Here is a 20,052-nt window from a genome sequence, read left to right on the forward strand (position 1 = left end):
ATGTTTCCGCTCCTTGCAATCGAGAACCTGACGGTCTCGTTTGGAGAGACGCGCGTTCTCCACGGCGTCAACTTCTCGATTTGCAAAGGACAAGCGCTGGGACTGGTCGGCGAGTCGGGTTCCGGCAAGTCCGTCACATGGCTTGCCGCGCTCGGCCTGCTGCCCAGTTCGGCGAAAGTCGATGGGAAGGTCGTCCTTGAGGGGCAAGACATTCTGGGCGCGCCGGTGCATACGCTAGACAGCGTGCGCGGCCGCCGCATTGCGATGATCTTTCAGGATCCGGCCAGCGCGCTGAATCCTGTTCTCACCATCCGCCGCCAGTTGTCCGAAACGCTGGCTCTGCATCGCGGTCTGTCGGGCCGCTCGTTGCAGAGCGAATGCAAGAGGCTGCTTGATCTCGTCGGAATTCCCGACGCCGAACGGAGGCTGTCGGCCTATCCGCATGAATTTTCAGGAGGACAGAACCAGCGCATCATGATCGCGATGGCTCTTTCGGGAAATCCCGATCTCCTGATCGCCGATGAGCCAACGACCGCGCTCGATGTGACGATTCAGGCGCAAATCCTGGAGTTGCTTGCGAGGGTGCGCGCTGAAACCGGGATGGCGATGGTGCTCATCAGCCACGATCTCGGCGTCGTCTCGGAAAATTGCGACCGCGTGGCCGTCATGTATGCCGGCCGGGTGGTGGAAAATGCCCAGGCGGGAGAGCTGTTCGACGATCCCTGTCATCCCTATTCAAACGGGCTTATCGGTGCGCTGCCACCGCTCGATGGGGAGCGCCGGCGTCTGACAGCGATCAGCGGCACGGTTCCTGATCCGCGCAGCATGCCCGCCGGCTGCGCATTCGCACCCAGATGCACGTTCGAAGCCGCCTTGTGTAAGGTTGCACCTCCTCCGCTCGTTCCGGTTGGACACGGCCGTGACGTGGCCTGTCATGTCGTTTCGTCGGAGCGCCGGTTTCAGGTCGGGCAGGCGGCGGAATGACCGAGCCGCTGGTGGAGGCGCGGGCTTTGAGGAAAGTCTACGTCGTTCGACGTGGTATTTTCGGCCGCGTCTCGAATACTTGTGCCGTCGACAATGTTTCTCTTGAGATTGCGAAGGGGGAGACCCTGGGCCTTGTCGGCGAATCCGGGTCCGGAAAATCAACGACAGGACGTCTCGTGCTCGGTCTTGAGGAAACGGATGCTGGAGAGGTCCGGTTCGGCGGCGCGCCAATGCCCGCAATCGGGTCGGAAGGCTGGCGGTCTCACCGCGCACGCGCGCAGATGATCTATCAGGACCCGCTCGGCGCACTCGACAGGCGTTTGACCATTCTCGATCAGGTTCGCGAGCCGCTGGACATTCATGGCGTCGGCGAACGGTCTGAGCGCGAGCAGATGGCGATTGAACTTCTTCGGTCGGTGGATTTGTCGGCCGACCATGGCCGCCGCCATCCCGGCGAGCTTTCCGGTGGACAGCGCCAGCGCGCGGTACTTGCGCGGGCGCTCGCCACGCGACCGGAATTCCTTGTTTGCGATGAGCCTGTCAGCGCTCTCGATGTGTCTATTCAGGCGCAGGTCGTCAACCTGCTTTGTGACCTTCAAGGCCGGCTCGGATTGACGATGCTCTTCATCAGTCACGATCTGCGGGTTGTTCGTCAGGTCAGTCGCCGTGTTGCGGTGATGTATCTGGGCCAGATCGTCGAAACCGGATCGGCCGACGATCTCTTTGCGACGCCGTTTCATCCCTACACACGTGCGCTTGTTTCTGCGTCGCCTGCGCCTGGCCGGCGCAGCGCCGGCCGAATTGTGCTTCAGGGCGATCCACCAAATCCCACCCATCGCCCGTCGGGCTGCGCATTTCATCCGCGCTGTCCGAGCGCGCTGCCGGAGTGTCGCATCGCGCAGCCTACGCTGTCGCGGCCGAGCGCGACACGCAGCGTTGCCTGCCACCTCTATGCAGGTGAACAGTCGGGAAGGAGCGCGGCCTGATGCTCCGCTATTTTGCGCTGAGAATTGGCCGCGCGTTGCTGACGATCGCACTTGTCGTCACGTTCGCCTTCGTGGTTCTGCGATTGTCGGGTGATCCAGCCTTGATGATCATGGGACCGGAAGCTCCGCCGGAGGTGATCGCGGCATTCCGCAAGGCGTGGGGCCTCGATGACCCGATCTTGATGCAATACTTCGACTACTTCGGCGCGATCGCCCAGGGCGAACTCGGCCGTTCCATGCGAGACGGCCGCCCCGCCCTGACTCTTGTCGCCGAGCGTATTCCGGCTACGCTCGTGCTCACTGTTCCGGCGCTTCTGATCAAGCTCGGAATTGGGATTCCCGCCGGGATTTACGCGGCGCTGCATCGCGGCTCGGCGATCGACAGGGCGGTGATGATCGCCGCCGTTGCCGGCTTTACCGTCCCGAGCTTTGTGCTGGCGCTACTATTGGTATTGGTCTTCGCGGTCCAGCTCGGCTGGCTGCCTTCCGGAGGCCAGGACTCCTGGCGCCATGCCATCCTTCCGATCTTCACACTTGGTGTGGGGGGGGCGGCTGTCCTCGCGCGGTTCACGCGAAGCGCGATGCTGGAGATTCTGGGCCAGCACTACATTCGCACGGCGTCCGCCAAAGGCGTGCCTTGGCGCGCCGTAGTCACGAACCACGCTCTGCCGAACGCCGCAATTCCCACGGTGACCATCATAGGATTCATGGTTGGCTCGCTGATAGCGGGCGCCGTCGTCGTCGAAAGCGTATTTTCCTGGCCGGGTGTCGGACGGCTCCTCGTCGTTGCTGTCGCAAATCGCGATCTCGCCGTTGTTCAGTGCATCCTGCTTCTTGTTGCGCTGACGATGGTCACATCCAATCTCATCGTCGATTTTCTCTATGGCTTTCTTGATCCGAGGTTGAAAACGCGCATGGGCTCCGAATGACCCAGATCGTCGTCGCTGATGAGGAGGCGAGGCCGCCGAAGACGCTTTGGCCGACGCTGCCGGCAAGCGTCAATGTCGCGTTGTGCTGGATCGCATTGATGCTGCTGCTCGCGTGCCTTTCCGAAGTGATCGCTCCCTATGGCTTCACGAAGCTGGACCTCAGAAACCGGCTAGCGCCACCCGGTTCGATGGACCACTGGCTTGGGACGGATGAGCTCGGCCGCGACGTTCTGTCGAGACTTGTGTTCTCGATCCGGATTTCTCTGCTCCTTGCATTTGGCGCGACCCTTATCTCTGCGACGGTAGGTACCATCCTGGGGTTTCTCGCGGCGCATTTCCGCCGCTGGGTTGAACAGATCGTCCTCATGTTGGCGGATTTCCAGGCCAGCATGCCATTTCTGATTCTGGCCCTGTCTGTGCTGGCATTCTTCGGCAACTCCCTCCCACTGCTCGTGGGGCTGATGGGCCTTTTTGGCTGGGAGCGTTACGCGCGTATTTCGCGCGGACTCGCCATTTCGGCGAACGCCCAAGGCTATGCCGCAGCCATTCGCCAGCTGGGCGCGCGACCGGCGCGGATCTATTTCAGGCACATCCTGCCGAACATCGCCTCTACGTTGATCGTCTCGATGACCCTCGTGTTTCCGGAAGTGATCCTGCTGGAGTCCGGCCTGTCGTTTCTCGGCTTGGGCGTGCAACCTCCGATGACGAGCCTCGGGAATATGGTTGGGTATGGCAGAGAATATCTGACGCGTGCTCCCTGGATCATGCTGTGTCCCGCTGCGACGATCGTTCTCACGACGCTGGCCGTTTCCGTGATCGGCGACTGGTTGCGCGACCGGCTCGACCCGACCTTGAAATGACCTATGCGTGGCGCGACGTCGAACAGATACTGCGCTCGCCTTCACGCGGTTGAAAACCCGCATCGACTGCCGCCTATCAGCGGCAAGCAATCTGGCAAGGGGACTGGCAATGACGATATCGCGTCGTAACCTTCTGGCTGGTGGAGCGGCTCTCGCGCTTGCACCAACGGCTTACGCGCAGCCCAAGGAACAAGGGAAGACGCGACTGCCGCTTCGCATAGCAGTTGCGGAAGTGCCTCCCACCCTAGAGCCTGCCCGCGAACTCTCCAACGTGGGGACGCGTGTAACCTACTCGATGTTCGACACATTGATCCGGCGTGATTTTCTGGGATCGCCTGACGGCGGTGGTTCGAGGCTGAAGCCGCACCTCGCCACATCATGGACGCGGAACGCACAAGAGCTGGTCCTGAAACTGCGCGACGACGTCTTGTTTCACAATGGCGATCGTCTGACCGCTGAAGACGTTGTCTATACTTTCATGTCACCGCGCATGTTTGGAGAAAAGGCCCTGATACCCGAAGCGCGATCGTATTTCGCAACGCTCGCATCCGTAGACTCGCCGGCGCCGCTGACAGTCCGGTTCCGCACAAAGGTCCCCGATGTGTTGCTCGAACAGCGCCTGGCGTCCTGGTGCAGCTGGATTGTCAGCAAGCGTGCCTATGAGGAACGCGGCTTCGACGGCTTCTCCCGTGAGCCGATCGGCACCGGGCCCTACAAATACCGGTCGCATCAACGGGATCAGAAAATCGTTCTTGACGCCTTCGACCAATATTGGATGGGACGTCCAAACGCGGAGAGCGTCGAATTCCGGCAGATGCCGGAATTGGCATCACGGGTAGCGGCCCTGCAGGCGGGGGATGTAGATATGATCACGAACATCCCGCCGGATCAGGTAAGCGTTCTGAGAAAGAGCCCGGGAATCGACGTCCGCAACGTCGTGCTCGCCAATGTGCATGTTCTGACATTCGATGAGCGAGGCCCGGGCCTCGGCGACAAGCGTGTGCGGCAGGCGCTCGGGCTCGCGATCGATCGAAAACTGCTTGTTGATACGCTTTGGGACGGCTCGGCGGTTGTGCCTGGCGGACACAACTATCCCGAATACGGTCAGATGTACCTTGAAGGGCGCAGCCTTCGCTATGATCCCGATGCCGCCAAGCGCCTGCTGCGTGAAGCCGGATATCGCGGCGAGGAGATCGTCTATCGGACGATGCCAAACTATTACACCAACGCACTGCGTGCAGCGCAGGTGCTTATCGAAATGTGGAAAGCCGTGGGCATCAACGCGCGCCTTCAGGTTGTCGAGAACTTCACGCAGATGCGCGCTGAGGGCCAGCAGATCGGCAACAACTCCAACTCCACAAGGCTTCCCGATCCGCTTGGCGCACTCTGGATTTCATGGGGGCCGGACTCCGCCTTCCAGAAATCTGGGGCGTTTCGTAGCGTCGGGGCGTTCAACGTCGCCGGTCGCGCACTTGAAGCTGAAACCGACGCTGCGAAGCGCAAGGCGTTATTCAAGGCGCTGCTGGACGCATGGGAGGACGAAGCTCCGGGCACAGTGCTCTATCAGCCCGCGGAATTCTATGCCCTGAAGCGCAACATCGCGTGGCGTCCCTATACATTTTACTTCATGGATCTTCGTAATGACAATCTCTCGTTCAACTGATGAGCGGTCTGGCTTCCGGCTGATCCATGTCAGCGACACGCATCTATCGCGCACACACCGCTATTTCGAAGTGAATTGGTCATGTTTTCGCGAAGCAGTGTCGGCGTCGCCGCCGCATATCTTGATTCACGGCGGTGATCTTGCGTTCAACGGTCCGTCGGAATCGCATGATCTTGCCTATGCTGTTGAAGAAATCGCGGCGCTTGGACTGCCGTGGCACGCCATTCCAGGCAATCACGATATCGGTGAGGCGCCGGATTATTCCCGCCTCAACCAGCCGATCAATCGCGAGAGAATTGATGCCTGGCGAGGCCATGTCGGAGCTCAGTGGTGGCACTGCGATGTTCCGCATTGGAGACTGATCGGTCTCGATACCGCGCTGATGGGATCAAATCTGCCCGAAGAGGCCGAACAGGGCGAGTTTCTGCAACATGCCTTGGCGGCGCGCGGTGCGCTGCACGCGATGGTCTTCGTCCACATGCCTCCCTTCGAACGCGATCATTTGTCAGCGGCGAACCCCACTTCCTACATTCCTTTGAGGGCCAGAGCGACGTTTCTCAATGTTTGCGCGAGCGCCGGCGTCAAGGTGATCGCATGCGGGCACAAGCACGTGTATCGGAAGCATCGTCATCGCGGCATGGATATTGTGTGGGCGCCGGCGACCGCGATGGTCGATATTAAGAACCCGCTGGCGCGGCGCGGGACCTTTCCCCGCCCTGGTTATCTCGAATGGGTTCTTGGTCCGCGCGGAGCATCCCATACGCTGGTCGAGCCGGAACGAATGTTCGCGATCGACATGACAGGTTGGACGAGGCGCAACGGCGGCACGACGACGACACTGCCCGCCTGGCCTTAGGGCGCATTCTCTGCGGCGTCCCGGCGGCATGTGAGCGACGCGCGCATTGCCGGAGCCGCACACTGGTAGCTTCACATTTGGAACTGCGCCAAGTGGTTGCTGCGCTCCTCCACCTCTCCGACGACGCACGGGCGGCGAGCGATAACTTTCACTTCCGCTCTGCCTCCCATATCCGACATACTCGCGTTAGAAAACAAGATCAGCTGCGGAATTTGATGGAACGACCGCTATTGGCGCTGAGCAGCCGCGCGATGGTGCGGTCGATCTGCTCGTACTGGCCTTCGCCGTCGTGCTGGAACACGATCTTGCCGCTCTGGTCGACGATGTACTGCGCCGGCCAATACTGGTTGCGGTACGCGTTCCAGGTCTTCGAATCATTGTCCTGCGCCACCGGATAGGTGATGCGGTGCCGCTTCATTGCGGCCTGCACGTTGGAGGCCGACCGCTCGAACGGGAATTCGGGGGTATGGACGCCGACCACGACGAGGCCGCGGTCCTTGTATTTCGCATAGAGCTCGACGACGTGCGGCAGGGTGTTGACGCAGTTGACGCAGCCATAGGTCCAGAAATCCACCAGCACCACCTTGCCGCGCAAGTCGGCGATGTTGAGCGGCGCGGAATTGAACCAGTTGTTGATGCCGGTGAAGTTCGGCGCGCTGCCCTGCACGGCGGCGACCGCGAACGGCGCGGCTTGGTCGCGCGCCGCCTCGCCGCTGACGCCGGGGCTGGCTGCGCCGATCAGGCAGAGGACGAGCGCCGAGGCGCAGGTGGCGAGCGATCTTGGGGTCATGGAGGTCTCCTTCGCGCGGGTTGATTAAAGGCCGATCTGGCCGTTCGGATAAAATGCCGTCAGCCACGACACGATCAGCGTGTCGTACTGGAAGTAGGACGCGACCGCGAAGGCGATCACGACGACGCCGAAGCCCTGCTGCAGTCTTGGCGAAATCATTGCGACGCTGCGGACGCGGGTGGTGACGGCCTGGCCGCCATAGGCGATCGCCAGCATCGGGATCGCGGCGCCGATCGCGTAAACGATCAGCAGCAGGCTCGCCCATGCGGTGTCCGGCGAGGTCGCAACCACGGTGAGGATCGAGCCGAGCACCGGACCGGCGCAGGGCGTCCAGACCAGGCCGAGCGTGGTGCCGAGCACAAAACCGCCGAAATTGCCCTGGCGGGACGCCGTGCTGCCGGCCGCGCCGGAATTAAGCCGTCCATTGAGCCGGATCGACAGCCATTCGAACGGCCCGGGCCAGATCATCAGCAGGCCGAACCCGAGCAGCAGCACGGTCGCGGCGGTGCGCAGGCTGTTGGGATCGAAGTCGAGGACGCGGGTGATCGCGCTGAGCGCCAGCGCGGTCGCCGAAAACGACATGACAAATCCCGCCGCGATCATCGCCGGGCGCACCCGGCCGGTCTGGCCGACGGAGGCGCCGAGCAGGATCGGCAGCACCGGCAGCGTGCAGGGCGCGGCGATGGTGACGACGCCGGCGAGCAAGGCGAGAACGAGGTTGAGCATCGAAAATCCTGTCCGACTCTCGATCGGGCCGTCGGGCACGCGAGGTCTCGCTGGGTTCTTCGAGCCGGCAGGGTGGTGCGTTACGTCGGCCGCGTCACGTGTTTGTGAGGCCGCTCGCGCGATGATTGCCGGCAGCGCGCGCCGTTACTCGATGACGATCTCGCCGGTCATGCCGAGTTCGGCGTGGGTCTTGCCGTCGGCGGCCTTGATATCGCAGCGCAGATCGGTGGCGCGGCCGGCCGCGACCGGCACCAGCCACCATTCGGCGGATTGCCCCGGATAGACCTCGATCTCGCGCATCGCGCCCTTGAACTCGGCGAGCGTCACGGCCTTGCCGTCGCGCTGTTGCGTGACCTGCACCTTTCGCGTCCACACCATCTGCGAGAACGCGTGCGAAGTGAAGTAATGCGGTTCGTTGCTGTCATTGCGAAGGATCAGTTTGTAGAGCTTGCCGGTCTCGAAGCGCAGTTGTTTCGGCGTGAATTCGTACTTGCCGGGCGAGCCCAGCGCGACCGTCAGTTCGATCGGGGTCTGCTTCGACAAATCCCCTGCTGCGATCGCCGCGCCCGAGACGAGGCCGAGCACGACAGAAGCGCCAATCGCGACGCGATACGAGATGAACATCGTGGTCTCCCCCTGATGATTTGAATTTGCGAATAACTCTGGCGTTCAAGCTAATGCAAATGAGAATGAGTTGCAAATATGCCTGGCCAGCCCGCAAATGCAGAGCGACCCGGCTGGGGGGCATCCCGGCCGGGTCGTTGGAGGTGAGAGTAACTTGGGAGGAAAGAAGGCTAGAAAACAGGTTCAGCGGGTGATGGTCTCGCTGTCGTAGGAGATCACGCAGACCTCGCTGGGATTCTTGTTGCTGCAATCGACCACTTGCTCGCGGACGAACATCGAACCGGTGTCGCGCTGGGCGCGGGGGGCGGTGTTCTGGGCGGACAGCGAGGCCAGGGTGCAGACGGCGCCGAGCGGGATAATGAAGAGGCGGAAGGAAGGCTTCAGCATTTTCGTTCTCCTGTCCGGCGTTGGCGTTGCGTTCGTAAGTATGGGTGTAACGGCAGAGTTTTTCCGGGCGATGTCGTCAATTGTTTCATTTGTTTCGTGGGCGGTAACGATTTGGCCCCCGGAAATCGACGGTTCGGCTGCCCGAACTATGGCGTAACCAATTGAAAATGCGTCATCTTATGCGGCGAGGCTGTCCACGCCCGCGCCCTTAAGCAAGTCGGCAAGCTGCTTGCGGGCATAGAACATTCTCGTCTTCACGGTGCTCTGGGGGATGCCGATGATCGCGCCGGCCTCCTCCACCGACTTCTCGTGGTAGTAGACGAGGTTGATGATCTCGCGATGCGCCGGCGACAGCTTGGCCACGCAGGCGCGCAGGATCGCCGAGGTGTTGCTGCGGTCAAGCGAAGCCTCCGGCGTGTCGGCATCATCGGCGATTTCAAGCACGTCTTCCTGGTCGATATCCTCATGCCGGCGCTGGCGCAGCGCGGTCAGCGCCTTGAAACGGGCGATCGACAACAGCCAGGTGGAAACCTGCGAACGGCCCTCGAACTGCTTGGCGGTGCGCCACACGTCGAGGAAGACCTGGCTGACGAGGTCTTCGGCCATGCTGGTATCGCGCACGATGCGCAGGATGAACCGGTAAACCCGGACGTTGTGACGGGAATAAAGGATATGCATCGCGGTCCGGCCGCCATCGGCAATGCTTTCCAGCAGCATTTCATCCGAAGTCGCCTGGGCAGCGATGATGCCTTGGCGGGCTGCGGCGTTGATAGCGACGACGTTCTGCATGACAAGCTCCCGGTATTCGCCATTGGCGGCGTTTCGTTGGAGCCGATTGATAATTAACGAAAGTTTCGGGACGTCTGCACGCCAAGGGGAAAATGGTTTCGTGCGCAGGAGAATTGTTTCGTCGCGAGGTCAGCGACGAAACATTCGGCACAAAAAATCCTGTAATTTCAACGGGGCGAAAATAGGACGGCTGCCCGCAGCGGAGAGGTTCCTCATCCTGAGGAGCGGCCGCTTGGCCGCGTCTCGAAGGATGAGTGGGGCCTCATGGTTCTCCCGGCGATGCGAGCATCGTCCGGAGACGCGCCAACGGGTCCACGCGAAGCGCGGCCCGATGATAAACTCCGATGCGCTCCTCACCATGAGGGACTCGCTATCGGGAAATCACGCCTTGTCGCCGATCGGCGAAAACAAATAGCCGCCGCCGCGGATAGTGCGGATCACGGCCGGCTTGGTCGGGTCGATCTCGATCTTGCGCCGGATCCGCATGATGCGGAGATCGACGGCACGGTCGAAGGCTTCGGCGTCGCGGGCGTTGGCCAATTCCAGCAGCCGCTCGCGCGACAGCACCCGCTTCGGATTGGCCGCGAACACCTTGAGCAGGCCGAATTCGGACGCGGTCAGCGGATGCTCGTTGCCGTCGTCGTCGCGCAGCGCCTGCGCCTCGAGATCGAGCCATTTGGTGCCGAACCGCACCAGCTGATCCTTGGCTTTGGCGCCGGCGGCTTCCGGTGCGGCCGCCGGCGCCTTGGCCGGCGAGGAGCGCCGCAGCACCGAGCGGATCCGCGCCATCAATTCGCGCAGCTCGCACGGTTTTGCGACGTAGTCGTCGGCGCCGAGCTCGAGCCCGACCACTCGGTCGATCGGGCTCGCGGTCGCCGTCAGCATGATGACCGGGACGTTGGTGCGGCTCTTGAGATCGCGGATGATGGAAAGACCGTCTTCCTCGGGCATGTTGAGATCGAGCACGACGAGATCGGGCACCGAGACATCGATCGCCTCGCGCAGGGTCTTGCCGCCGTCGCACAGCGTCACGTTGAAGCCGTGCATCTTGAGGTATTCGCCGACCATCTCGCGGGCCGGCGCCTCGTCGTCGACGATGACGATGTGTTGCTGACTTTGGGTCATGACATCTCGGTCGCGGGCAAGGTCACGGTGAAGGTCGAGCCCTGCCCGGGCCCGTCGCTGTCGGCGGTGACTTCGCCGCCATGCATGTCGATGATGCGCTTGACGATCGACAGGCCGAGGCCGGTCGAGCTTTCGCCGGCGGTGGGTTTCGCGGACAGCCGCTGGAAGCGGCCGAACAGCCTGCCGAGATCTTCCGGAGAGAGGCCTGCGCCCTCGTCGGCGATGCGGATGATGGTGTTGTCCTGGTCGTGGGTCACCAGCACCGTGATCTTGCCGCCGATCGGTGAATATTTGATGGCGTTGCTGACGAGATTGTCGATCGCCTCGCGCATCCGGTCGGCGTCGCACATGGTGACGATATTCGGCGGCGCCGACACCATGATGGTCTGCTGCTTGTTGACCGCCAGGGGCTGGTTGGCGTCGGCGACCTCGCTGACGAGCCCTGCGATATCGACCGGTTCGCGGCGGATCGAGATGTCGAAGGCGTCGGCCATCGCATCCGAAATCAGGTGGTCGACCATCGAGGTCAGGCGCTTGGTGGCGTCGCGGATATGCTCGACCTGGGCGGTGACGCTCTCCCTGGAGGCGCCGGCGCCGATCAGTTCGGTCAGCATTTCGGTGCGGCCGAGGATGACGCCGAGCGGATTTTTGAGGTCGTGGGCGACGGTGCCGAGAATCTCGTTCTTGAAGCCGTTGGCGCGCTGCAGCCGCATCCACTGCGACGACAGCCGGCGGTTGGCCTGCATCAGCGCGCGGGTGCGCTGGGCGACGCGGTCCTCGAGCTGGGTGTTGGCCTCGTGCAGCTGCTGATAGAGGATCACGTTGTCGAAGGCGATCGACAGCCGGCTGGAGAAAATCTCGACCAGCGCGCGGTCGGTATCCGACAGCGGGCGCTCCGCCTGCAGCAGCACCACCACCTCGCGGCCGCTGCCGGTGCGCAGATAGAGCACGGTGCGGTGATCGGCGAACTCGTTCTTGCGGCGCTGGAACGCGGCTTCGACCATCTGGCGCAAATCCGGATCGAGCGATCGCGATCCGGCCGAGCCGATGAAGCGGCTGTAGCAGCCGGAGCCCGCGAGCACCGAAAAATCGGTGCCGGCGCCGCCATCGTCGCGCAACACCAGGATGCCGGCGCAATCGACATTGAGCAGCGAGGCGAGCTGCGTCAGCACGCCCTCGGCGAGCCGCTGCATCGATTTGAAATCGTACAGCGTGGAGGCGGCGTCGATGATGATCTCGAGCCCGCGCCTTGTCTGCACCATGCGCTCGAGCTGCTGGTAGCTGCGCAGCGCCGCCGTCAGCGAGGTGAACAGCTTGTCGGCGGTGAGTTCGGTCTTGGCCTTGTAATCGTTGATGTCGTACTGGACGATGACGCGGCGCTCGGGCGCCTGTCCGGGCTGCCCGGTGCGCAGGATGATGCGGACGGTCTCGTTCTTGATCTCGTTGCGGATGTATTCGACGAGATCGAGGCCCGCGGCGTCGGTCTCCATGATGACGTCGAGCAGCACGGCGGCGATGTCGGGATGCGCGCGCATCAATTTGCGGCCCTCGGCCGCCGAATAGGCCGACAGGATTTCGAGCGTCTGGCCGTTGAGATTGTAGTCGCTCAGCGCAAACCTGGTGCCTTCATGCACGGCCTGGTCGTCGTCGATGACGGCGACCTTCCATTTGCGCGCCGTCGACTTCTCCGGAGCGGTTCCGGAATCGTCGATCAGGTGGAGGACATCGTCCTGTTCGGCCATTGAGGAATCCCGTCGCTAGCTTGTTCTGCGGTGTCGGAACCGCCCCTGGCGGTCCGCGGCATGATAATGCGAAATGTGGTGCCTTGTCCCAGTCTTGAATCCAGCATCATCCGGCCGCCGAGCTGCTGGGTAACCAGATTATAAACAATGTGCAGGCCGAGCCCGGTGCCGCCCTCGTTGCGGCGGGTGGTAAAGAACGGGTCGAAGGCCTGCCGCTGCACGTCCGGCGTCATTCCGGCCCCGTTATCGGCAAAAATGATCTCGACATCGTCGCTGCCGCGCGGTCGCGCCGAAATCGAGATCGCCCCGCTGCGGCCGTCGGCAAACGCATGATTGGCCGCGTTGAGGAACAAATTGGTCAGAATTTGGCCGTAGGAGCCCGGATAGCCGTCGATGATGAGGCCTTCCGGCACGTCGACCGAGAGCGAGATCGGCGCCCGCTTCAGCACCGGCCGCAGGCTGGCGATGATCTGGTCGGTGGCCTCGCTCAGGCTGAATTGCCGGCGTTCGGCATGCGAGCGGTCCACCGCGACCTGCTTGAACGACTGGATCAGTTCGCCGGCGCGATGCAGGTTGGCCACCAGCTGCCCCGCTGCGTCGCGCGAGGAGCGGACGAATTCCTCGAGCTGGGAGCGCCGCAGCGCGCCGTCGGATTTCAGCTCGGCCTCGAACATCTCCGCCCGCCGCGCGAAACTCGACGCCACGGTGAGGCTGATGCCGATCGGGTTGTTGACCTCATGGGCGACGCCCGCGACCAGTCCGCCGAGCGCGGCGAGCCGCTCGGCGTCGATCAGGTTCTGCTGGGCGGCGTTCAGCTCGAGCAGCGCGCCCTCGGCCTTCTCCTTCGAGGTGCGCAACTCGTCTTCGGTCTCGCGCTTGGCGATGGCGTTCTCGCGGAACACCTCCACCGCGCGCGCCATCGCGCCGACCTCGTCCCTGGCGTTGGTGCCCTGCACCCGCCGATTGTAGTCGCCGGTGGTGATGGCATGCATCGCCGCCATGATCTGCTGCAGCGGCAGCCGGATCGAAAGCGCGATGATGACGCCGGCGCTGAGGATGATGCCGAGGAAGATCACGGCGATCGACAGCACCTTGCGGGAGATGTTGTTCAGCGTGCGGTCGAAGGTTGCCTGCGCCTTCTGCTCGCGCTGGCGCATCTTCACCGACAGATCGTCGATGGCGCCGATGGCCTCGGCCTGGCTGGCGTCGATGGTGTTGCGCAATAGCTCGGTCCGGTTCGCCAGCTGCTCCGACAATTTGGCAAAGCCCGCGCGCAGCGCGGCCGTTCTGGCCTGCAGCCGCTGCAGCGCCAGCCGCTGCAGGTCGTTGTCGGCGAGATCGGACATCACAGGGATGGTCTTCTCGATGGTCTCGGTATTCCTGCGGGCGTCCTCGGCGGAGGCGCTCGCCAGCGACAGATAATAGGAGTTGGCGGCGACCAGCATCGCGGTAAACGCCTCGCGGGATTTGCCGAGCGCCGGCCAGATCAGCGCCTCGCGGTGCCCGGTGGCGCCCTCGATGATCGAATACAGCCCGGCCATGTCCTTGGCGGGGGCCAGCACCTGGTCCTGGTAGGTCTTCGTGATTGTGGCCTGGACCGCGCGCAACTCGCCGAAGCCGTTGAGGAATTTCTCGGTGACGCGCTCCAGCTCCGCCACCGATCCCGACAGCATCGGGTCGGTCGAGGCGCGGGTGGTCAGCGTGCCCAGCACCGCCTCGCGCAGCAGCAGGATCTCGGCGAACAATTCGGGGCTCGGCTGGTTGATGTAACGGTGGATCAGGTTCTGCAGGCGGCCGGTTTCGCTTTCCAGCAGCGCCAGGACCTTGTCGGATTCGCGCACCTGCCGTACGTCGTCCCAGGCCGAGCGAAGCACCTGGGCGCCGTTCCAGATCATGGCGGCAAGCACCATGACGACCGCCGAGTTCAGCGCAGCGATCGACAGGATGCGCCAGCGGATCGGCACTGCGCGGACCAGCCCGACGATGCGGGCGCGGGTCCGCGCGGCGAGGCTCGCCGGCCGTTCCACAGCTTCGTCCTGCCGCGGTGTCGCCAAAGCCAATTCACTCCACCTTGCGAATTCGTTCGATCAACTGCGCCGCCGCGGGATCGCGCCGCGCCTTGGCGTAGATGCCGGTCATCGCGGCTTCGAAGGGCTTGCGGTCGAAATCGGTCACGATCGTCACCCCCGCGGCTTCCGCCTGCCGGCGCGACTGCTGCTCGAGATCGCGCCATTTCTCGCGCATGAACTGGCTCGACCGCAGTGCCGCCTCGCGAAAGATCTTGCGATCTTCGGCCGACAGGCTTTCCCAGGCTTTCTGCGACATCATCAGCACTTCCGGCGACATCGTGTGTTCGGTGAGGGTGTAATAGCCGGCGTATTTGTAATGACCCGTGGTGACGAAGGACGGCCAGTTGTTCTCCGCGCCGTCGACCAGCTTCGTGGCAAGCCCGGTCAGGACCTGTCCATAGGGCAGTTCGACCGGTTCGGCGCCGAGACCCTTCATCATGCTGGACATCAATTCGGACTGTTGCACGCGAAGCCGCAAGCCTTTCATGTCGGCGGTCGAGCGGACCGGCCGGACGCTGTTGTAGATCGAACGCGCCCCGGAATCGTAGAACGCCAGCCCGACAAATCCGTAGGCGTCGAAGCTGCCGAGAATTTCATTGCCGATCGGTCCATCCAGCACCTTCTGCAGATGTTCGACGGAGCGAAACAGGAACGGCATCGCCAGCACGTTCATGGCCGGCACGAAGGTTCCGATCAGCGCCACGTTGCTGCGATTGAGATCGATGGCGCCGACGCGGGTCTGCTCGATGGTTTCCTTTTCCTCGCCGAGCTGGCGCGAGTGAAACACCCGGATCTGGTGCCGGCCGCCGCTTTTCTCCGCGATCATGCGGCCCATGTAGCGCAGCGCCTGCACGGTCGGATAGTCTTCGCTCTGGGTATCGGCGGCGCGGAATTCGCGCGCGACCGCACTCGTCGAAACCGCCGTCAAGGACAACGCGACAACGAATGCTACCGTCCGCGAAAGGTCGGCGCGGCTGTACACAGGCAAACTCATCCCCTTATGATGATGTCGATGGGCCGGAAAAAAGGTTCAACCCCATTTAACAGAAGCCGGCGAGAGATGGCTATCCTGCCAACGTCGCGGGGGGCGTCAATGGTGCGCTGCGGCTTCTCGCCTTTTGCCGATTGAAACCGCCGGCGCAGGGCCTTATCAGGGCGCATCACACGCAAAACACGTATCGGCCGCGACGGATCAGAATGGCTTTATGGTGAATTCGGCTCTCAGGTTTTCGCAACTCGCCGCCATCGCCGCCGCGGTGACCCTGGCGTCGCCGGCGTGGGCGGTGACCGAGATCAGGTGGTGGCACGCGATGTCGGGTGAACTCGGCCGGCAGCTGGAGAGGCTGGCTGCGGATTTCAACGCATCGCAATCCGAATACCGGATCATGCCGAGCTACAAGGGCAACTACACCGAAACCGTGACGGCATCGATTTTTGCGTTCCGCTCGCGCAGCCAGCCCGCCATCGTCCAGGTCAACGAGATCGCGACCGCGACCATGATGGCGGCGAAAGGCGCGATCTATCCGGTGTTCGAATTGATGCGCAACGAAGCCGAGGCGTTTTCGCCGGCCGCCTATCTTCCGGCGGTGGCCGGCTATTACGCCGATCTCGCCGGCAACATGCTGTCGTTCCCGTTCAACGCCTCGACGCCGATCCTTTATTATAACAAAGACCTGTTCCGTGCCGCCGGCCTCGACCCCGAAGCGGCGCCGAAGACCTGGCCCGAGGTCGGCGCTGCGGCGCAGCGGCTGCGGGCGTCGGGCGCGGCCTGCGGCTTGACCACTTCCTGGCCGTCATGGATCAACGTCGAGAATTTTTCCGCGTTCCACAATCTGCCGATCTCGACCAGGGTCAACGGCTTCGGCGGCCTCGACGCCGAACTCAATTTCAACAACCCGGTGATGGTGCGCCATATCGCGCAACTGGCGGAATGGCAGACCACCAAGGTGTTCGACTACAGCGGCCGGGCGCAGACTGCGGAGCCACGGTTTCAGAAGGGCGAATGCGGAATCTTCATCGGCTCCTCGGCGACGCGCGCCGACATCAAGGCCAATTCGAAATTCGAGGTCGGCTACGGGATGCTGCCGTACTGGCCCGATGTCGCCGGCGCGCCGCAGAACACCATCATCGGCGGTGCGACCTTGTGGGTGCTGCGCGACCGGCCGCGCGACGAATACAAGGGCGTGGCGAAATTCTTCGGATTCCTGTCGAGGCCGGAGGTTCAGGCGGCCTGGCACCAGAACACCGGTTACCTGCCAGTGACCCGGGCGGCGTTCGATCTGACCCGCGCGCAGGGATTTTACGACCGCAACCCGGGGGCGGCGATCTCGATCGAGCAGATCACCCAGAAGGCGCCGACCGAAAATTCGCGGGGGCTCCGGCTCGGCTCCTTCGTGCTGATCCGCGATGCGATCGACGACGAACTGGAGCAGGCCTTCAGCGGCAAGAAAGCCGCGCAAGGAGCACTCGATTCCGCCGTCGAGCGCGGCAACCGGCTGCTGCGCCAGTTCGAGCGCGCCAATCCGGACCGGTAGAGCGTTTTCAAGCGAAGTGGATACCGGTTTGCGTGAAGAAAGCGCGTGAAAGCAAGAAGATGGAGCACCGTTCCGATTCAACCGGAACGGAAAAGGCTCCAGGCGCATATCGCCGGCATCGAAACAGGAAGGGCGCGGCCTCTGCCAGTCATGCACTCACTGCCGGTTCTGACGAACCCTGAGACTTTCCGGTCGTGGCGCGCCGACGCGTCGCTATGGTTGCCGGCGGCGCTCGATATTGCGCGCGGCCACGGCCTTCCGTGCACGACACCTCAGCCATTCAGCAATGGCACCAATCTCGTCGTCGGTCTCGACAGTAGGCTGATCCTGAAGATCTTTCCTCCATTCCTGCGCAGCCAGTTCGTCTCGGAGCAGATTTCGCTGGCGCAGCTTCGCGGACGGCTCAGTGTTCCGGTTCCCGAAATCGTGCTGGAGGGCGAGCGCGACGATTGGCCGTATCTCGTCATCACGCGATTGCCCGGCATCGCGGGCAGCGAATCGTGGCCTGCCTTGCCGGAGGAGGAGAAGGAGCGCGTCCTCGCCCAGATCGGTGCGGCCATCGCGGAAGTGCAGCGTATTCCGTGCGGTGAGCTAAGCCGCATCGAGCCGGGCTGGGACCGGTTCATGCGCGGGCAGATCGAAGGATGCCGGGCAAGACACCGGCGCCTCGGATTGCCGCAACAATTTCTGGACGGGCTGGACGATCTGCTTTCCGATGCGGAAGCGCTGGTTGCGCTGGAGGCGCCGCCGGTGATCCTGACCGGGGAATACATTCCGGAGAACTTTCTGCTGAGCTGCGAAGGCGGAAGCTGGCGGCTTTCGGGGCTGATCGACTTCGGCGACGTGATGACGGGAAGGGGCGAATACGACCTGCTGGGCCCGAGCGCCTTCATGACCGCCGGGATGCCGCGTCGCGTTCGAAGCCTGTTCGCGGGATTCGGCTATTCCAGTGCGGATATCGATTTCACCTTGAAGCGCCGGCTGATGGCCCTCCTTCTCCTGCACCGCGCCAGCGATCCCAACAGGCACATCTGTATCGAGGGTTGGCAGCGGAACGCCGGTAACCTCTACGAACTGCAGGAATTGCTCTGGCCTGTCTGACCGCGAAGATGACCGCCGTGCGGGCCGTCCGCCGCCGCACAAGAAAATAGCGATCACCAAAATATGCATTTAAAACAGGCAAAGAAGCCTCTTTGTATGCAATGCCAGGCGCTGGCGCGAGGCGTTCGCGGGCCCGGAAGTCTCAACATTCATTTATAGAATCAATGGATTACCTGGATATTAGGCCTTCGTTAAGTTCTGGCACAAACCTTGCGAAGTCAGTTCCAAAGCCGATTCCCCTCGTGCGTTGGAGCATCACATGAAGCGTCGCGATTTTCTGAAATCTGTCACCGGGGTTGCGGCAGGCACGATGGTGCCGGCGCCGGCGATCTGGTCCGCCGCCAAGGCTGACGCCCGTTCCGAAACGCTGCTGATCGTCTCGGAAAGCGGCCCCAACAATCTCGACATTCACGGCGTCGGCACCAATGTGCCGGGCTATGAGGTATCGTGGAATTGCTACGACCGCCTGATCAGCCACGAGATGAAGAGCGGTCCCGGCGGCGTGCCGTATTACGACCGCGACAAGTTCAAGCCCGAACTCGCCGAAGACATGAAGGTCGGCGACATGTCGGTGACCTTCAAGCTGAAGAAGAACGCGAAATTCCACGACGGCGCGCCGGTGACGGCGAAGGACGTCAAATGGTCGCTAGACCGCGCGGTCTCGGTCGGCGGCTTCCCGACCTTCCAGATGGGCGCGGGCTCGCTGACCAAGACCGAGCAATTCGTCGTCGTCGACGACAACACGGTGCGGATCGATTTCGCCAGGAAGGACCGCCTGACGATTCCCGATCTCGCGGTGATCGTACCCTGCGTGATCAATTCCGAACTGGTGAAGAAGAACGCCAGCGAGAAGGACCCGTGGGGTCTCGAATACACCAAGCAGCAGACCGCGGGCGGCGGCGCCTACAAGGTGACGAAGTGGACTGCCGGCACCGAAGTGATCATGGAGCGCAACGACGCCTGGGTCGGCGGATCCTTGCCCAAGGTCAAGCGCGTGATCTGGCGCATGGTGCCGCAGGCCGGCAACCGCCGCGCGCTCCTGGAGCGCGGCGACGCCGACATCTCCTACGATCTGCCGAACAAGGACTTCGTCGAGCTCAAGGGCGACGGCAAGCTCAATATCGTGTCGGTGCCGTATTCGAACGGTGTCCAGTACATCGGCATGAACGTCAAGATCCCGCCGTTCGACAATCCGAAGGTACGCGAGGCGGTTGCCTGCGCGATCCCCTATCAGAAGATCATGGATGCGGTGCTGTTCGGCCTCGCCAAGCCGATGTTCGGCGCCGCTGCCAATGCGCCGACCGAGGTGGCGTGGCCGCAGCCGACCAAATTCGTCACCGACATCGCGAAGGCCAAGGCGTTGCTGGCGGAAGCCGGTTATCCCAACGGCTTCGAGACCACGCTGTCGTTCGATCTCGGATTTGCCGGGGTCAACGAGCCGCTCTGCGTGCTGGTGCAGGAGAGCCTGGCGCAGATCGGAATCAAGACCACCATCAACAAGATCCCGGGCGCCAACTGGCGCACCGAGCTCAACAAGAAGGTGCTGCCGCTCTACACCAACGTATTCTCCGGCTGGCTCGATTACCCCGAATACTTCTTCATCTGGTGTTACGACGGCAAGAATTCGATCTTCAACACCATGAGCTACCAGTCGAAGACGATGGACGATTTCATCCATGGCGCCGTCGACGCCGCCGCGGTCGGCGACAAGGCGACCTACGACAAGGACGTCAGGGGCTTCGTCGACCTGGCGTTCAAGGATATTCCGCGTATTCCGCTGTATCAGCCCTATGTCAACGTCGCGATGCAGAAGAACGTCTCGGGCTATCAGTACTGGTTCCACCGCCGTCTCGACTACCGCGCACTGGTGAAGGCGTAAGGGGGCGA

At 62.7% G+C, this 20,052-nt stretch carries 18 protein-coding genes; 9 read left to right on the forward strand and 9 right to left on the reverse strand.

What is annotated here, in order from left to right; translation table 11 throughout:
* The 6 genes from KMZ68_RS03215 (at position 1) to KMZ68_RS03240 (ending at position 6,278) form a co-directional block, all read left to right on the forward strand.
* Positions 1-984: an ABC transporter ATP-binding protein gene (locus KMZ68_RS03215; RefSeq protein ID WP_215614462.1), complete on the forward strand. Its 984-nt coding sequence runs from the start codon at positions 1-3 to the stop codon at positions 982-984.
* Positions 981-1,970 carry an ABC transporter ATP-binding protein gene (locus tag KMZ68_RS03220; RefSeq protein ID WP_215614463.1) on the forward strand — a complete coding sequence of 330 codons (990 nt, stop codon included), beginning with the start codon at positions 981-983 and terminating at the stop codon, positions 1,968-1,970. The genes KMZ68_RS03215 and KMZ68_RS03220 overlap by 4 nt, the downstream gene beginning before the upstream one ends.
* A complete protein-coding gene (locus tag KMZ68_RS03225) occupies positions 1,970-2,899 on the forward strand; it encodes an ABC transporter permease (protein WP_215614464.1) in 930 nt (309 codons plus the stop codon). Before KMZ68_RS03220 ends, KMZ68_RS03225 begins: the two co-directional genes overlap by 1 nt.
* Complete coding sequence (locus KMZ68_RS03230; RefSeq protein ID WP_215614465.1) at positions 2,896-3,759, forward strand: ABC transporter permease; 864 nt, start codon at positions 2,896-2,898, stop codon at positions 3,757-3,759. The genes KMZ68_RS03225 and KMZ68_RS03230 overlap by 4 nt, the downstream gene beginning before the upstream one ends.
* Before the next feature lie 109 nt (positions 3,760-3,868).
* Positions 3,869-5,422, forward strand: coding sequence for an ABC transporter substrate-binding protein (locus KMZ68_RS03235; RefSeq protein ID WP_215614466.1), 1,554 nt, complete (start codon positions 3,869-3,871; stop codon positions 5,420-5,422).
* Positions 5,400-6,278: a metallophosphoesterase family protein gene (locus KMZ68_RS03240; RefSeq protein WP_215614467.1), complete on the forward strand. Its 879-nt coding sequence runs from the start codon at positions 5,400-5,402 to the stop codon at positions 6,276-6,278. The genes KMZ68_RS03235 and KMZ68_RS03240 overlap by 23 nt, the downstream gene beginning before the upstream one ends.
* A gap of 199 nt (positions 6,279-6,477) precedes the next feature.
* Here KMZ68_RS03240 and KMZ68_RS03245 read toward each other — a convergent pair whose 3' ends face one another.
* From KMZ68_RS03245 to KMZ68_RS03285, 9 genes are all read right to left on the reverse strand, one after another.
* On the reverse strand, positions 6,478-7,068 hold the full coding sequence (locus KMZ68_RS03245) for a thioredoxin family protein (protein ID WP_215614468.1): 591 nt from the start codon (positions 7,066-7,068) through the stop codon (positions 6,478-6,480).
* A gap of 24 nt (positions 7,069-7,092) precedes the next feature.
* On the reverse strand, positions 7,093-7,794 hold the full coding sequence (locus tag KMZ68_RS03250; RefSeq protein ID WP_215614469.1) for a cytochrome c biogenesis CcdA family protein: 702 nt from the start codon (positions 7,792-7,794) through the stop codon (positions 7,093-7,095).
* Between the two features lie 144 nt (positions 7,795-7,938).
* On the reverse strand, positions 7,939-8,418 hold the full coding sequence (locus KMZ68_RS03255; protein ID WP_215614470.1) for a hypothetical protein: 480 nt from the start codon (positions 8,416-8,418) through the stop codon (positions 7,939-7,941).
* Between the two features lie 183 nt (positions 8,419-8,601).
* A complete protein-coding gene (locus KMZ68_RS03260; protein WP_215614471.1) occupies positions 8,602-8,805 on the reverse strand; it encodes a hypothetical protein in 204 nt (67 codons plus the stop codon).
* A 177-nt stretch (positions 8,806-8,982) separates the two neighbouring features.
* Positions 8,983-9,594, reverse strand: a complete 612-nt coding sequence (locus KMZ68_RS03265; RefSeq protein ID WP_215606538.1) for a sigma-70 family RNA polymerase sigma factor — start codon at positions 9,592-9,594, stop codon at positions 8,983-8,985.
* A gap of 381 nt (positions 9,595-9,975) precedes the next feature.
* On the reverse strand, positions 9,976-10,719 hold the full coding sequence (locus KMZ68_RS03270) for a response regulator (RefSeq protein WP_215614472.1): 744 nt from the start codon (positions 10,717-10,719) through the stop codon (positions 9,976-9,978).
* The gene (locus KMZ68_RS03275) at positions 10,716-12,461 is read right to left on the reverse strand and encodes an ATP-binding response regulator (protein WP_215604658.1); all 1,746 of its coding nucleotides are present in this window, start codon (positions 12,459-12,461) and stop codon (positions 10,716-10,718) included. The genes KMZ68_RS03270 and KMZ68_RS03275 overlap by 4 nt, the downstream gene beginning before the upstream one ends.
* Positions 12,431-14,425 carry a sensor histidine kinase gene (locus KMZ68_RS03280; protein ID WP_215616174.1) on the reverse strand — a complete coding sequence of 665 codons (1,995 nt, stop codon included), beginning with the start codon at positions 14,423-14,425 and terminating at the stop codon, positions 12,431-12,433. The genes KMZ68_RS03275 and KMZ68_RS03280 overlap by 31 nt, the downstream gene beginning before the upstream one ends.
* 97 nt (positions 14,426-14,522) lie before the next feature.
* Complete coding sequence (locus tag KMZ68_RS03285) at positions 14,523-15,518, reverse strand: TRAP transporter substrate-binding protein (RefSeq protein ID WP_215616173.1); 996 nt, start codon at positions 15,516-15,518, stop codon at positions 14,523-14,525.
* Positions 15,519-15,735: 217 nt separating this feature from the next.
* Here KMZ68_RS03285 and ugpB point away from each other — a divergent pair, with 217 nt between their 5' ends.
* From ugpB to KMZ68_RS03300, 3 genes are all read left to right on the forward strand, one after another.
* Positions 15,736-17,064 carry a sn-glycerol-3-phosphate ABC transporter substrate-binding protein UgpB gene (gene ugpB / locus KMZ68_RS03290; protein ID WP_215614473.1) on the forward strand — a complete coding sequence of 443 codons (1,329 nt, stop codon included), beginning with the start codon at positions 15,736-15,738 and terminating at the stop codon, positions 17,062-17,064.
* Positions 17,065-17,214: 150 nt separating this feature from the next.
* A complete protein-coding gene (locus tag KMZ68_RS03295; protein ID WP_215614474.1) occupies positions 17,215-18,165 on the forward strand; it encodes an aminoglycoside phosphotransferase family protein in 951 nt (316 codons plus the stop codon).
* 259 nt (positions 18,166-18,424) lie between these two features.
* Positions 18,425-20,044: an ABC transporter substrate-binding protein gene (locus tag KMZ68_RS03300; protein ID WP_215614475.1), complete on the forward strand. Its 1,620-nt coding sequence runs from the start codon at positions 18,425-18,427 to the stop codon at positions 20,042-20,044.
* Positions 20,045-20,052: the final 8 nt, after the last annotated feature.

The sequence above is a fragment of the Bradyrhizobium sediminis genome (assembly GCF_018736105.1).
Classification (GTDB): domain Bacteria; phylum Pseudomonadota; class Alphaproteobacteria; order Rhizobiales; family Xanthobacteraceae; genus Bradyrhizobium.